The organism is Bacillus cereus (assembly GCF_015071065.1).
Lineage (GTDB): Bacteria > Bacillota > Bacilli > Bacillales > Bacillaceae_G > Bacillus_A > Bacillus_A cereus_BA.
Genome location: NZ_VOVA01000019.1, coordinates 42,403 through 57,159 on the forward strand (window position 1 = coordinate 42,403; position 14,757 = coordinate 57,159).

Below are 14,757 nucleotides of genomic sequence, written 5' to 3' on the forward strand. Positions count from 1 at the left end.
AAGATGACGATGTTATATAAGAAAAAGGTACATGCATATATTACGAGAGAAAAAGAAGGGGTTATGCAACTACTCGTTTTTAAACATCGTGATATACGAGAGGCTGGTATCCAAGTGCCAGGTGGTACAGTAGATGAAGGGGAAACGTTAGAAACAGCAATTTTACGTGAAGTACAAGAAGAGTCAGGGCTACGCCATTTTTGTATCGAGCGTTTCCTTTCTGATTACATTATTTATATGAAAGAAAAAAAGGAATATCAAAAACGTCATTTTTTCCACATTTCATTATTAACAGATGTGAAAGATACGTGGGAACATATAGTAAGTGCTGGTGAGGAAGACAAAGGTTTAGTATTTTGTTATGAGTGGGTTGATATTAACAAATGCCCTGAATTAGCAGGTAAACAAGGAGAGTTTTTACATTTGCTAGAAGAGGTATATGTAAAATAATAAAAAGAGTCTGAGGCGATATTGAATTCGTTTCAGACTTTTTTTATTTCTCTGGAAATTAAAGGTTTTTAAATAGGTGAGTTGAATTCCTGTATAGGGATAGTAGTTGTTAATGCGAGGAGCGGAGAAAATGAAAAAGTAATAGATATACGTCATATATAATAGGGCTTATAAAAGGAGAATGAAAATGGAAATTCAGTTTAATACATTATTGCAAAAAGAATTAACCATTCATGATATACAAACTGCGATGAAGGATGGGAAGTTAACTTCAAAAGAATTAGTCATGTATTATCTTCATAGAATCGCAAAGTATGACCAAGATGGTCCGAAAATCAATTCTATTTTAGAAATCAATCCAGATGTTATCTTTATTGCAGAAGCGTTAGATCATGAAAGAAAGACAAAAGGTGTAAGAGGCCTATTACACGGTATCCCTGTTTTACTTAAAGACAATATTGAAACGAATGACTCAATGCATACAAGTGCAGGTACGATTGCCCTGGAACAAAATATAAGTAGTGAAGATGCATTTCTTGTTAAAAAGCTCCGAGAAGCAGGTGCGATTATACTAGGGAAAGTAAATATGACAGAATTAGCAAACGGAATGTCTTTTGAAATGTGGGCTGGATATAGCGCTAGAGGCGGTCAAACAATCAATCCATATGGAACGGGCAAGGATGATATGTTTGTTGGAGGATCGAGTACAGGGTCTGCCGTTGCAGTTGCTGCTAACTTTACTGTATTATCCGTTGGAACAGAGACAGATGCTTCTATTTTAAGTCCAGCTGTTCAAAACTCTGTAGTAGGTATTAAACCGACAGTTGGTTTAATTAGCCGTAGAGGAATTATTCCGTTCACATATTCTCAAGATACAGCCGGTCCGTTTGCTAGAACGGTAACAGACGCTGCTATTCTATTAGGGAGCTTAACGGGAGTGGATGAGATGGATGCAGCTACTCTCAAAAGTCAAAGAAGGACAGCGCAGGATTATACAACTTATCTTGATATTAATGGGTTAAAGGGAGCGAAGATTGGTGTGTTTAGCAATGCAACAAAAGAATATTACGAATCTGGTGAGTACGATGAAAAATTGTTTAAGGAAACGATCCAAGTATTACGTAGTGAGGGAGCGACAGTCGTAGAAGATATTGATATTCCTTCTTTTCACAGAGAATGGAGTTGGGGAGTTCCACTTTATGAGCTGAAGCATAGCCTGGATAACTATCTGTCTAAACTACCTTCTACTATTCCAGTACATTCTATTTCGGAGTTAATGGAGTTTAATAAAAACATAGCAGAAAGAGCTTTGAAATATGGACAAACTAAGTTAGAAAGAAAAAAAGATTTTCCTAATACGTTAAGAAATCCTGAATATGTAAAGGCAAGATTAGAAGATTTATACTTTTCTCAAGAACAAGGTATTGATTTTGCATTGGAAAAATATAATCTTGATGCGATACTGTTCCCTTCTTATATAGGATCTACTATATGTGCGAAAGCAGGTTATCCGTCTATAGCAATACCGGATGGATATATGAAAAGCGGGAGGCCTTTTGGAATTACGATTGCAAGTACTGCTTTTAGTGAAGGGACATTAATTAAACTAGCGTATGCTTTTGAACAAGCGACAAAACATAGAATGATACCAAACTTATCATGAATAGAGAATACAAAAGGACAGGTGAACCCTGTCCTTTTTACTTTATAGATTAAAATGAAATATCTTGCTTCTCTGTCTTTTGATATTTTAATAAGCTAAAAGACAAACAAGCAGAACATAAAATAAGAAAAGAAGCGATAATATAAATAGTAAGAACACCGAAAATATCGGTAATTGTAGCTGATTTAATTGTGATATAGATGTGAGTGGTAATAATCATTATATATACAATATCAGCGAGAGTAATGCATATTTTGAAGCCTAAATAGTAAGCTAGTGAACGTTTCGGCAATAAGAATACCACCTTTCAAATCAATACTGCTTTTTAATTATAATTATTAAAAAGCAGTATTGTTGAAAGAATTAAATTTTTTGTCATTTTTTGAAAGGAATTTTCATGTATAATGAAGAATATACTAATATAGTATTTTATTAATGCTTTTTGTAACAGCGAATGTGTATAATAGCTTGTAGCAAAACGCCCCTGTGTGAGAAAGGGCGGATAAACCATTCTTTTCTTCATATACATATAGAAAATGAGAAAGAAAGCGAGGGTTGCATATGGCTGGCTGGGTGATTTGGTTTATAATAGCGGGTATTTTATTTATCGCAGAAATGTTGTCGATTACTTTTTACATGCTTTGGCTTGGAATTGGAGCTGTTGTCGGAGGTCTTATTGCTTTATTCGCTCCTGATGCACTATTTGTACAACTTGTTGCTGGTGCGATTGTAAGTTTAACATTGACTTTCTTTACGAAAAGAATTTCAAAAAACTTTCGAGAAGCAAAAGGTTTTACTGATACAGTAGATAAACTTGTTGGTAAAAAGGGGATTGTTATGCAAGCGATTACAAGCGAAGTGAATGGTATTGTGAAAGTGGATGGAGATACTTGGACAGCTATTTCAGATGCTCCTATTGATACTGGAGAAAAAGTCGTTGTTATAAAGAGGCATAGTACTATATTACAAGTGAAAAAGGAGAGTGAATAAATATGGTAGCATTAACGTTAACGATAATTTTCGCACTAATTGTTATTACATTTGTCGCGTTAACAATTAAAATTATTCCTCAGCAAAAAGTTGGGGTCATTGAAAGGTTTGGTAAATTTCAGCGTATTATGCACCCAGGATTAAATATATTAATCCCAATTGTAGATCGTGTTCGTGTATATCATGATTTGCGTATTCAACAAACGAATGTACCACCGCAAAAAGTAATTACGAAAGATAATGTTCAAGTAGAAATTGATACAATTATTTTCTATCAAATTGTGGAACCAGAACTTGCAACATACGGTATTTCAAATTATGAATATGGTGTTCGTAATATTACTTCTGCAACGATGCGTCAAATTATTGGTAACATGGAACTTGATGAAACATTATCAGGCCGTGAAAAAATTTCAACAGAAATTCGCTTAGCGCTTGATGAGGCAACAGAGAAATGGGGCGTTCGTATTGAACGTGTTGAAATAGTCGATATTAACCCGCCGAAAGATGTGCAAGCATCGATGGAAAAACAAATGAAAGCAGAGCGTAATAAACGTGCGATTATTTTAGAAGCTGAAGCAGCAAAACAAGATAAAGTCCTTCGTGCTGAAGGGGAAAAACAAAGTAAAATTTTAATGGCTGAAGGGGATAAAGAAGCGCGTATTCGCGAGGCTGAAGGTATAAAAGAAGCAAAAGAATTAGAAGCGCAAGGGGAAGCTAGAGCGATTGAGGAAATCGCAAAAGCGGAACAAAATCGAATTGAATTACTTCGTGCAGCAGATTTAGATGAACGCGTACTTGCTTATAAATCATTTGAATCACTGATTGAGGTTGCGAAAGGTCCAGCAAATAAAGTATTTATTCCATCTAATGCAATTGAAACACTGGGTACTCTTGGTGCAATTGGAGAAATCTTTAAAGAAAAACAAGCGAAGAAATTACCTTCAAATGATGCAGGTAAAGAACAATAAGAATGAGAAAGAGAAATGGGATGCCATTTCTCTTTTTTTTGCGTATATTACGAAAGGCTTGTACATATCCATGTATAAAGAAGGTGATACAGTGAAAAAGTATGCAACTCGTATACATGGGAAAAAACTAGTTTCGGTACTCTTTTTATATGCACTAATAGTAATTATTATTGCGTCGATTTTGACGTCACTTTTACATACAATAAAATCGAATTATGCGAATCAATGGTTTGGAAAAGTATCTATGCAAGGTTTTGTTCAAATGATAGAAAGTGAGAATCGCTATTATGGATTTGATTATTTTAAGCAAAATAAACGAGAATCAGTTGGGAATTTAATGTTCTCTATGGCGACAGATTTGAAAATAAAAGATTTAAGAACATTTGTCGGGAAAGAAGTACCTGGTATGTCAAAGTATTACTCGAATATTATCGTAGCTGGTGAAGGGACAAACTTTACGAATATCCCCAACGAATCTAGTGTACCGATTGAAGAAGTAACGAAAGATCGAGAAGTAGCAAAAGATAAAGTTACAGAAGCTGAAAAGAATAATCCGGTTCAGAAAAAGAACGGAGCGAAAAAAGGTGAAAGTGCAGTATATATTTATCATACACATAGCTGGGAATCCTTCTTTCCGTTATTACCAGGGGCTACCGATCCATCAAGTCCAGATGTAAATGTGTCCTTACTAGGGAAACGTATGAAAGAACAGCTTGAAGGACAAGGAATTCCGGTAATTCATGATAAAACGAATATGGGGGATTTATTAGCGAGTAAAAAATGGAAATGGCCGCAATCATATAAAGCGTCTCATGAATATGTAAAAGAAACATTAGCACAAAATAATAAAATTGCGTTTCCGATTGATATACACCGTGATGATCAGCGGAAGAAGGTAACAACAAAAGTAATTAATGGGAAATCGTATGCAAGATTATATTTTATAATTGGGATGGAAAATGAAGGACGTGCCGAAAATGAAAAGATTGCAAGGGCGATCAATAGTTATTTAGATGAAAACTATTACGGATTAAGTAGAGGGATTTTTCCGAAGTATAAAAAAGATGGAAATGGTGTTTATAATCAAGATTTATCTAAAAACGCAATGTTAATTGAAGTTGGTGGTGTTGATAATACATTGGATGAATTATATAACACGATTGATGTATTAACAGAAGCATTGAGTAAGTATTATTGGAACGATGCAGAGAAAGTAAATGGGTGAGGAACGGGAGACCGTTCTTTTTTTGTGTTGCTTAAAAAATTATTAAGATTTCATAATGTGAAATAAGAGAGAAATTGTATTTATTAAAATTGATATAATGATTGAAAATTCAGTCATCTAATGGAGTTTCTAAACTTATTAGTATATTATTATGAGAAATTGGAGGGGAAAGAATGGCAATTAGAACAGGGGAACAGTATATTGAAGGATTAAGAAAAAGAAATCCTGAAATTTGGATTGGCGGGAGAAGAGTAACGGATGTAGTAAATGAAGATGTTTTTCGCGAACCTATTTTACAAATTGCTAACTTATATGATATGCAGTACAATCCAGAATATCAGGATAAGATTACTCATATATGCGAAGAGACAGGGGAAAGGGTCTCAAATGCCTTTTTAGTGCCAAAAAATTATGAGGACTTAAAAGCACGTCGTGAATTATTTGAAGTATGGGCAAAAGCTACCTTTGGTTTAATGGGAAGAACACCAGATTTTTTAAATGTAACAGTTACTTCAATGGCAAGTAATTCGTGGTTTTTTGAGAAGTTCAATTCAGAATGGGGAGCGAATATAAAAAATTATTATAAGCATATACGGGATAATGATTTGTTTTTAACACATGCGATTATTAATCCGCAAAATGATCGGAGTAAGGCTTCTCATCAACAAGAAGATGAAACGATGCATTTAGGTGTAGTAAGTGAAACAGCGGAAGGGATGTATGTTAGTGGTGCTAAAATGTTAGCGACACTTGCTCCGATTACAGACGAAGTAATTATATATTCTTATCCGAGTTTTAAACCAGGTGATGAACGTCATGCAATCTCTTTTGCAGTTCCAATTGATGCACCAGGACTAAGAATTCTTTGTCGTGAGCCAATGCAAGATGGAAAACGTTCTCTATTTGATCATCCACTTGCATCAAGGTTTGAGGAAATGGATGCATTACTAGTATTTCATAATGTGTTTATCCCATGGGATAAAGTATTTATTTATCAAAATATAGAAGCTGGGAATCAATTGTATCCTAAAACGGGAATTGGTCATCAACCAGCGCATCAATCTGCGGTAAGAGGATTAGTTAAGCTTTCTTTCGCTGCTGAAGTAGCTATGAAATTAGCAGATTCGATAGGAGTAGATGGTTTTTTAAATGTTCAAAACCAGTTAGCAGAGCTTATGCAAGATGTAGAAACGATACGTGCGCTCTTACAAGTAGCTGAGTATGAATATGAAACGAATCCATATGGAGAAGTTGTTCCTGCAAGGTTGCCACTTGATACAATACGCAGTTTATTACCTAAAATGTATCCACGTGCAATTGAGATTATTCAAACCATTGGTGCTGGTGGATTATTAATGTCACCGACAGGTGCAGATTTTATGAATCCCGAAATTCAAGACGATATGGAAAAATACTATATTGGGCGTGAAGGAGTATCTTCTGAAGAACGAGTTCGTTTATTTAAATTAGCATGGGATTTATGTGGAGAAGCTTTTGGGCAACGGTTATTACAATATGAGCGTTATTATTCTGGAGATCCGGTGCGTAAAATGGGAATGTTTTATAATGCGTACAAAAAACAACAAACGTTTTCCCTAGTAAACAATGCTTTGCAATCAAGTTCATCTGAAGGTGCTTTAAGCTAAGTAAAGATGTTTGCGCTTACAATTTTATTTAAAAAAGGAAGGAGCAACAGATGATAACAAGAATTTTACTGTTAGGATGTAAATCTTCTTATATTTTTAACAACATCTAAAACTAGAGAACTGTAACTGGAATAGGGGAGGTAAATGATTTGATCGCTTCTATCAGTAAAATTTGCAAGATTCTAAATTGTTTTACTAGTGATGAACCGGTACTAGGAAATTCTGAAATAGCGGAAAAATTAAATATGAATGCAAGTACGGTTCATCACCTTGTTCGTACGTTGTGTGCTGAAGGAATGCTCATACAAGATGAGCAAAGAAAATATAGACTAGGTTGGAAATTGTTAGAGTGGGGAAACCAAGTAATGTTTCAGCAAGAAATATATAGTGGGGCAATACCGCTTGTAGAAGAGCTTGTAAGGAATTTTAATGGAACTGTGCATATTGGTATGTTTGATCGTGGTGATGTTGTATTTATTTTGAAAGTTTCATCAAAGGAGACCGTTCAAATTTCAACACATGTTGGATCAAGAGAGCCTGCATATTGTACAAGTACAGGGAAAGTCCTTCTTTCATTTAATCCTTCGCCCCTAGAATATACTTCAGGAGAAGGGCTTTTACCACGAGCACCCAATACAATTACTTGCGTGGAACAATTCCAGACAGAGTTACAGACGATTCGTAAGCAAGGTTATTCAATTAGTGATAATGAAAATGAGCATGGATTGTATGGGATTGCAGCTCCTATTCGATCTTATACTGGGAGAACCATTGCGGCACTTAATATTGTTGGACCTATATCGTATATGCAGGGAAGTAATCGTGAAATCATAATTCAAAGTGTGATGAATACGGCAAATTTGATTTCGAAGGAATTTGGCTATTTGGAAATTTAACTCTAGAAGAAGAGAGGTGAGAATCATTTATATACATGAGCAACGTATACCTGAATTAACGAAATCTATTGTCTCAATTGGTGCTTTTGATGGCGTACATAAAGGCCATCAAGCCGTTATTAAAAAAGCAGTTGAGAAGGCGAAAAAGTTAAAGATTACAAATGTTGTGTATACATTTGATCCACCACCACGTTCTTATTTTCAAGGGGCACAAGTATTAACATCGATTGATGAAAAGGTGAAACGTCTTCAGAACCTTGGTGTTGAACATATAGTTGTGATTCGTTTTGATGAGTCATATGTAACGAAAAGGGCGAGTCATTTTGTTAAAGAGCTACAAAGGTTATGTCCTGTAGAAATTTATATTGGCCAAGATTTTAGGTTCGGAAAAAATCGAGAGGGTGATATAGAGCTTCTACGAGAGCACTTCAATATTTCTATAGTTGAAGATGTGTGTTGTGAAGAAGGTAAGCGAATATCTTCAACGAGAATTAGAAATCATGTATGTCAAGGAGAGTTGCAAAAGTCTAGCTCTTTACTCGGTTGGTCTTTTAAAACGATATAAATAAAAGGAATAATGAGGAGGAAAAAATATGTCTAAAACATTACAATCTTTTAATTTACTAAAATGGATTGATGAGAATAAGGAGTTATTAAAGCCGCCAGTAAATAACAAGGTTATTTGGCAAGATTCGGAATTTATCGCGATGATATTAGGTGGTCCAAATAGAAGACGTGATTTCCACGTAGATCCTTCAGATGAATTTTTCTATCAAATTAAAGGTGAATGTTATGTGGAATGTATTACAGAGGAAGGTAAGCGGGAAGTCGTCACAGTAAAAGAAGGGGATGTATTTATGCTACCAGCTATGGTACCACATTCACCACATCGCGTTGCTAACACATTTGGGCTAGTAATTGAAAGAAAACGTAGCCAAGGAGAACTTGAGGATTTCGTTTGGTTCTGTGACGAGTGTAATCATGAAATGCATCGTGTACGTGTTCAATTAAATGATATTGAAAAACAAGTAAAAGAAGCAATTCATAGTTTTAATTCAAATAAGGAAATTCGAGCATGTAAAAACTGCGGTCACATTATGCCAGAAGAAGTGGAGGAATGGAAGTGCGAATAGATTTTCATACACATATTATTCCTGAAACTTTTCCGGATTTTGAAGAGAAGTTTGGTGGCGGTCGTTGGCCAATATTAAATCGGACTTGTACATGTGGTGCAAGTATTATGGTTGGAGGTAAAAACTTTCGTGACGTGACAGACCAAGTATGGTGCCCTAAGAAAAGAATTGAAGATATGGACCGTGAAGGTGTAGATATTCAAGTTTTATCGCCAATCCCTGTTACATTTTCGTATTGGGCAAAACCAGAGGAAGCCGAAAGCATGGCACGTATTCAAAATGATTTTATTGCAGAAACAGTTTTAGCACATCCAGATCGTTTTGTAGGGTTAGGAACGGTTCCGATGCAAGATGGAGAAACTGCAATTCGTGAAATGGAGCGTTGTATAACGGAATTAAATTTACATGGTATTGAAATTGGCACAAACGTAAATGGTAAAAATTTAGATGATCCATCGTTTATTGAATTCTTTCGAATGGCTGAAAAGTGGCAAGTTCCGATTTTTATTCATCCATGGGAAACATTAGGGCGCGATAGAATGCCTCACCATAATTTTATGTATACAGTCGGGATGCCAAGTGAAACAGCACTTGCGGCAGCTACCCTAATATGCAGTGGGATAATGGAAAAGTTTCCACGGCTAAAGGTTTGTTTTGCGCATGGCGGCGGATCTTTCCCGTATATTTTGCCAAGATTAGATCAAGGCTGGAAAGTATGGCCTCATTTACGTTTGACTACACATCCTCCTAGTTATTATGCAAAGAAACTTTATTTTGATTCTTTAAATTATGATCCTATTAATTTGAAATATATGATTGAAAGATTTGGACATGAAAAGATTTTCATGGGTTCGGATTATCCATTTTTATTGCGAGAAATTGATCCAGGCAAAGTGATTGATGAAACAGTCGGTTTATCGGAGGAACAAAAGGCAGCAATGCTTGGGGGAAATGCAGCGGGATTTTTAAATATTGATATAAAAAAACGAGGTGTAGCATATGCAGAGAGTACAAACACCTGAGGACAAACTAAGTGAGTTAGGAATCACACTACCAGCTATTCGCCCAGCAGTTGGGAACTATGTTAGTTGTGTAAAAGTAGGTAATTTATTATTTACTGCTGGACAAGGTGTAGATGAGTATCACGGGAAATTAGGCAAGGATATTTCAATTGATGAAGGATATAAAGCAGCAAGACAATCAATGTTGAATTTATTAAGTGTTGTGAGAAACGAATTAGGTGATTTAAATAAGGTGAAACGAGTTGTAAAGCTGCTTGGTTTTGTAAATAGTACGGAAGATTTTATCAATCAGCCAAAAGTAATGAACGGGGCATCTGATTTATTAGTAGATATTTTTGGGGAAAAGGGAAAACACGCTCGCTCAGCAGTCGGTATGGCTCAATTACCTAATAACACAACAATTGAAATTGAGATGGTTTTAGAAATTGAGAAGTAGGAGGTAAGGAAGGTGAACAAAGAATTATTAGCTGACAAAATGAAAGTAAAAGATGCGAAATTGTTTATTGATGGACAATATGTGGATTCCATATCTGGCGAAACGTTTGATACGTTCAATCCAGCGACGAATAGAAAGCTAGCTTCTATTGCAAAGGCAAATGAAGAGGACACAAAAAGAGCAATTGATGTGGCAGAACGTACATTTAAAAGCGGCATTTGGAGTAAAATGCCTGTGGAAGAGCGATCGAATATTTTATGCAAAATGTCGGATTTGATTATGGGAAGAGTGGATGAACTAGCGTATATAGAAACTCTTGATGTTGGAAAACCAATTAAAGAAAGTAAAGGATTCGATATACCACGTTCGGCTCATAATTTTCGCTTCTTTGCTGAAATGGCTAAATATATGGTGCATGAGCATTATGACAAACATAACTTTATGTCATATGCAAAGTATGCTCCCGCGGGAGTGACTAGTTTAATCATTCCTTGGAATTTGCCATTTATGCAAATGACGTGGAAAGCATCAGCTGCACTTGCTTCTGGTAATACTGTTGTTGTCAAACCAGCCTCCTATACTCCTTTAAGTGCAGTTATGCTCGGTGAAATTGCAAATGATGCAGGACTACCTCCAGGTGTACTTAATATTATTACAGGTCCAGGAAATACTGTTGGGACACAAATGACAACACATCCAGCTGTAAGAAGAATTTCATTTGTTGGAGAAAGTAATACAGGAAAAACAATTATGCGTAATGCATCAGAAAACTTAATACCTGTTTCATTAGAATTAGGGGGTAAATCAGCAAATATCGTATTTGAAGATGCAGATTTAGATGAAGCGGTACAAGGATCGATTGAAGCTATTTATCGGAACCAAGGAGAAATTTGTTTAGCTGGTTCAAGATTACTTGTGCAAGAAAGTGTATATGAACAGTTTTTAGAGAAATTTGTAGCGGCTGTAAAAAGAATAAAAGTTGGAAATCCTCTTTCTGAAGATACAGATATGGGAGCGCTTGTATCAAAATCTCATTTAGAAACAGTTGATCGTTACGTAGAAATAGGAATTTCGGAAGGCGCAAAATTAGCCTATGGTGGAAAAAGAATTGAAAGTTTAATAGAAGGGAATTTTTATGAACCTACTATTCTATATGATGTCGATAATAGTATGCGCGTAGCGCAAGAAGAGATATTTGGCCCAGTTCTAGTTGTTATTCCATTTAAAACGGAAGAGGATGCAATTCGCATTGCGAATGATTCCATTTATGGACTAGCTGGAGTTGTTTGGACAAATGATCTTAGACGAGCGCAACGAGTGGTTTCACAAATTGATTCAGGCTTACTATGGATTAATTGTTGGTATGTTCGAGATTTACGTACTCCATTTGGCGGTTCGAAGGCGAGTGGGATTGGTAGAGAAGGTGGACGGCATAGTTTCGAATTTTATACGGAAGCTAAGACGGTTACGATGAAATTATAAAGGTGATGTTTTAACTTAAAGTACAAAGCTCCCATCTGACATTTATGGAAATAAAATAGTTAGGTGGGGGCTAGTTATAATGCCATTGATTGGGGATATATAAATTTGAAAAATGAGGTGAAAGCAATTGTTAATTAAAGAATTAGCTGATGAACTATTACAAGCTGAAAATTCACGAGTAGGGATACCTCCATTTACTGAGAGATATGCTAATTTATCTGTTGAGGATGCTTATAATATTCAGCTTGAAGTAGTAGAAAGAAAGTTGGAGAATGGGCGTTGTGTAATTGGAAAGAAAGTTGGACTTACGAGTATTGCGATGCAGCAGATGCTTGGGGTAAATGAGCCGGATTATGGACATTTACTAGATGATATGAAGATAGAAAATGGTAGTGAAATTTCAATAAGTTCCTTTGTATTTCCCAAAATAGAGGCAGAAATAGGGTTTGTTTTAGCAGAAGACTTAAATGGGCCTAATATTACATATGTTGACGTACTAATGGCGACGAAATATGTAGTGCCTACACTTGAAATTATTGATAGTCGAATTGCTGATTGGAAGATTAGGCTTGCTGATACAGTGGCGGATAATGGATCGTCGGCAAAAGTTGTAATTGGTGATACATTCTCTAGCGTTGATAAAGTAGATTTACGTACAACAGGAATGACACTTTATAAGAATAATTGTTTAATTGCTACGGGAGCTGGTGCGGCTGCATTAGGGCATCCTGCGCAAGCTGTTGCTTGGTTAGCTAATAAGCTTTATGAATTTAATATTGGATTGAAAGCAGGGGAGTTAATTTTACCAGGTGCGTTATCTGGTGCAGTCTCAGTAAATAGTAAAGATAGTATTCAAGCTGATTTTGGTTCACTAGGATCGGTTTCTGTTACCTTCATATAGATTAAAGGATTGAAAAAGGGGGGATAGATGTGGAGAAAGTAAAGGTAGCTATTATTGGATCAGGTAATATTGGCACGGATTTAATGTATAAATTAAGAAAAAGTGAAGTCATAGAGCTGAATGCCATGATTGGAATAGATTCGGAATCGGATGGTTTAAAGCGAGCAAAAGAAGCGGGATACGAGGTTTTTGATAATGGAATACAAGCAATTATTGATAATCCAAGTTTAGCTGATATTGTATTTGATGCAACTTCAGCTAAAGCACATAGTTATCATGCAAAAGTATTAGGAGAGCTTGGAAAAATAGTAATCGACTTAACACCTGCTGCATGTGGGCCGTTCGTTTGCCCTGCTATACAAAATAATAATTTTGTAGATAAGCAAAACGTTAATATGATTACGTGCGGGGGACAAGCAACGATTCCGATTGTTCATGCTATTAATGAAGTGGCAAATGTTACATATGCAGAAATAGTTGCTACAATTTCAAGCTTGAGTGCAGGTCCAGGTACAAGAGCGAATATTGATGAATTTACAATTACGACAAAGCGTGGAATTGAAGAAATTGGAGGGGCAGATCACGGGAAAGCACTCATTATATTAAACCCTGCAGAGCCTCCTATATTAATGAGAGATACAGTATATTGTGAAGTTAAGTATATGGATGAGGCTTCTATCCAAGAAGCGATTCAAAAGATGGTTGAAGTAGTTAGGACGTATGTTCCAGGTTATTCTTTAAAACAAGAGCCGATGTTTGATGGGAATCGTGTAACTGTATTTTTAGAGGTTGAAGGAGCTGGAGATTATTTTCCTCCTTATGCCGGTAATTTAGATATTATGACAGCGGCGGCATTAAAAGTAGGTGAAGAATTTGCAACGCAAATCATTTCGGAGAAGAAAAGAGGTGTAATGAATGAGGCGAAATAGTGAAATGCCAATTAAAATAACGGAAGTTTGTTTACGTGATGGAAGCCATGTAATGAAACATCAATTTACAGAAGAACAAGTTCGTTCTGTAACAAGGGCATTAGATGAAGCTGGTATGCATTATATCGAAGTGAGTCATGGAGATGGTTTAGGTGGTTCTACATTACAATATGGAAAGTCATTAGTTAACGAAATGAAGCTGATTGAAGCAGCGGTAGATGAGTGTAAGCAAGCTAAAGTAGCTGTTTTGTTAATTCCTGGTATTGGAACTATCCATGAATTAAAGCAAGCTGCAAATATTGGTGCGAAACTTGTTCGTGTAGCAACGCATGTAACAGAAGCAGATGTTTCAGCTCAGCATATTCAATTTGCACGTGAGTTAGGTATGGAAGTATGCGGTTTTTTAATGATGGCACATTCTGCACCGGTTGAAAAATTAGTAGAACAAGCAAAGCTTATGGAGGATTATGGTGCAGAAGCAATTTATGTAACTGATTCAGCTGGTGCTTTACTACCTCACGAAGTACGTGAGCGTATTCGTGCATTACGTCAATCTTTAAATATAGAAATTGGCTTCCATGGCCATAATAACCTTTCTGTTGCAGTAGCGAATACAGTGGCGGCAATTGAAGAAGGTGCGACACGTATTGACGGAAGCGTGCGGTGTCTTGGAGCAGGAGCTGGAAATGCCCAAACAGAAGTATTGCTCGCTGTTTTGGATCGTATGGGATATAAGCTAGATATAGATTTATATAAGATGATGGACTTAGCTGAGGATGTTGTTGCACCTTTATTGCCAGCACCGCAAGAAATTCAAAAAGGAAGTCTTGTAATGGGGTATGCTGGTGTATATTCTAGCTTTTTATTACATGCTGAAAGAGCGGCAAAGCGCTTTAATGTAGATGCCCGTTATATTTTAATAGAACTCGGGAAAAGAAAAGTAGTTGGAGGACAAGAGGATATGATTTTAGATGTAGCAGCAGAATTAGCAAAAATAAAAACGGGGGTGTGAA

The 14,757-nt window shown here is 36.1% G+C and carries 15 protein-coding genes and 1 pseudogene; 15 read left to right on the forward strand and 1 reads right to left on the reverse strand.

What is annotated here, in order from left to right:
• Positions 1-3: 3 nt before the first annotated feature.
• Positions 4-450, forward strand: a complete 447-nt coding sequence (locus FT637_RS25330; protein ID WP_098775954.1) for an NUDIX hydrolase — start codon at positions 4-6, stop codon at positions 448-450.
• Positions 451-637: 187 nt separating this feature from the next.
• Positions 638-2,113 carry an amidase family protein gene (locus tag FT637_RS25335; RefSeq protein ID WP_193648645.1) on the forward strand — a complete coding sequence of 492 codons (1,476 nt, stop codon included), beginning with the start codon at positions 638-640 and terminating at the stop codon, positions 2,111-2,113.
• 145 nt (positions 2,114-2,258) lie between these two features.
• Here FT637_RS25335 and FT637_RS25345 read toward each other — a convergent pair.
• Positions 2,259-2,405, reverse strand: a pseudogene (locus FT637_RS25345) (MFS transporter); the annotation flags it as partial.
• Between the two features lie 269 nt (positions 2,406-2,674).
• Between FT637_RS25345 and FT637_RS25350 the strand changes: the two are divergent.
• The 13 genes from FT637_RS25350 to dmpG all read left to right on the forward strand — a co-directional run bounded on the left by FT637_RS25350 (position 2,675) and on the right by dmpG (position 14,756).
• On the forward strand, positions 2,675-3,103 hold the full coding sequence (locus FT637_RS25350) for an NfeD family protein (RefSeq protein ID WP_193648646.1): 429 nt from the start codon (positions 2,675-2,677) through the stop codon (positions 3,101-3,103).
• Positions 3,104-3,105: 2 nt separating this feature from the next.
• Positions 3,106-4,074: an SPFH domain-containing protein gene (locus FT637_RS25355; protein WP_193648647.1), complete on the forward strand. Its 969-nt coding sequence runs from the start codon at positions 3,106-3,108 to the stop codon at positions 4,072-4,074.
• Positions 4,052-5,299, forward strand: coding sequence for a stage II sporulation protein P (spoIIP, locus tag FT637_RS25360; RefSeq protein WP_319805967.1), 1,248 nt, complete (start codon positions 4,052-4,054; stop codon positions 5,297-5,299). Before FT637_RS25355 ends, spoIIP begins: the two co-directional genes overlap by 23 nt.
• 173 nt (positions 5,300-5,472) lie before the next feature.
• Positions 5,473-6,945, forward strand: coding sequence for a 4-hydroxyphenylacetate 3-hydroxylase family protein (locus tag FT637_RS25365; protein ID WP_193648648.1), 1,473 nt, complete (start codon positions 5,473-5,475; stop codon positions 6,943-6,945).
• 149 nt (positions 6,946-7,094) lie between these two features.
• Positions 7,095-7,841 (forward strand): IclR family transcriptional regulator, encoded by a 747-nt coding sequence (locus FT637_RS25370; RefSeq protein ID WP_193648649.1) that lies wholly within the window; start codon positions 7,095-7,097, stop codon positions 7,839-7,841.
• A gap of 16 nt (positions 7,842-7,857) precedes the next feature.
• Positions 7,858-8,406: an FAD synthetase family protein gene (locus FT637_RS25375; protein ID WP_193648650.1), complete on the forward strand. Its 549-nt coding sequence runs from the start codon at positions 7,858-7,860 to the stop codon at positions 8,404-8,406.
• 28 nt (positions 8,407-8,434) lie between these two features.
• On the forward strand, positions 8,435-8,974 hold the full coding sequence (gene nbaC, locus FT637_RS25380) for a 3-hydroxyanthranilate 3,4-dioxygenase (protein ID WP_088058417.1): 540 nt from the start codon (positions 8,435-8,437) through the stop codon (positions 8,972-8,974).
• The gene (locus tag FT637_RS25385) at positions 8,959-9,996 is read left to right on the forward strand and encodes an amidohydrolase family protein (protein ID WP_193648651.1); all 1,038 of its coding nucleotides are present in this window, start codon (positions 8,959-8,961) and stop codon (positions 9,994-9,996) included. Before nbaC ends, FT637_RS25385 begins: the two co-directional genes overlap by 16 nt.
• Entirely contained in the window at positions 9,974-10,432 is a 459-nt protein-coding gene (locus tag FT637_RS25390; RefSeq protein ID WP_193648652.1) for a RidA family protein, read from the forward strand. Before FT637_RS25385 ends, FT637_RS25390 begins: the two co-directional genes overlap by 23 nt.
• A 12-nt stretch (positions 10,433-10,444) precedes the next feature.
• Positions 10,445-11,914: an aldehyde dehydrogenase gene (locus FT637_RS25395; protein ID WP_193648653.1), complete on the forward strand. Its 1,470-nt coding sequence runs from the start codon at positions 10,445-10,447 to the stop codon at positions 11,912-11,914.
• Between the two features lie 127 nt (positions 11,915-12,041).
• Complete coding sequence (locus FT637_RS25400; RefSeq protein WP_193648654.1) at positions 12,042-12,815, forward strand: 2-keto-4-pentenoate hydratase; 774 nt, start codon at positions 12,042-12,044, stop codon at positions 12,813-12,815.
• Between the two features lie 29 nt (positions 12,816-12,844).
• On the forward strand, positions 12,845-13,744 hold the full coding sequence (locus tag FT637_RS25405; RefSeq protein WP_193648655.1) for an acetaldehyde dehydrogenase (acetylating): 900 nt from the start codon (positions 12,845-12,847) through the stop codon (positions 13,742-13,744).
• Entirely contained in the window at positions 13,731-14,756 is a 1,026-nt protein-coding gene (gene dmpG, locus FT637_RS25410; RefSeq protein WP_193648656.1) for a 4-hydroxy-2-oxovalerate aldolase, read from the forward strand. The genes FT637_RS25405 and dmpG overlap by 14 nt, the downstream gene beginning before the upstream one ends.
• The last annotated feature ends 1 nt before the right edge of the window (position 14,757 follow it).

Coding starts and splice junctions, on each gene's coding strand:
- FT637_RS25330 (WP_098775954.1), top strand. CDS start 4: ATGACGATGTTATATAAGAAAAAGGTACATGCATATATTACGAGAGAA.
- FT637_RS25335 (WP_193648645.1), top strand. CDS start 638: ATGGAAATTCAGTTTAATACATTATTGCAAAAAGAATTAACCATTCAT.
- FT637_RS25350 (WP_193648646.1), top strand. CDS start 2,675: ATGGCTGGCTGGGTGATTTGGTTTATAATAGCGGGTATTTTATTTATC.
- FT637_RS25355 (WP_193648647.1), top strand. CDS start 3,106: ATGGTAGCATTAACGTTAACGATAATTTTCGCACTAATTGTTATTACA.
- spoIIP (WP_319805967.1), top strand. CDS start 4,052: ATGATGCAGGTAAAGAACAATAAGAATGAGAAAGAGAAATGGGATGCC.
- FT637_RS25365 (WP_193648648.1), top strand. CDS start 5,473: ATGGCAATTAGAACAGGGGAACAGTATATTGAAGGATTAAGAAAAAGA.
- nbaC (WP_088058417.1), top strand. CDS start 8,435: ATGTCTAAAACATTACAATCTTTTAATTTACTAAAATGGATTGATGAG.
- FT637_RS25385 (WP_193648651.1), top strand. CDS start 8,959: ATGGAAGTGCGAATAGATTTTCATACACATATTATTCCTGAAACTTTT.
- FT637_RS25390 (WP_193648652.1), top strand. CDS start 9,974: ATGCAGAGAGTACAAACACCTGAGGACAAACTAAGTGAGTTAGGAATC.
- dmpG (WP_193648656.1), top strand. CDS start 13,731: ATGAGGCGAAATAGTGAAATGCCAATTAAAATAACGGAAGTTTGTTTA.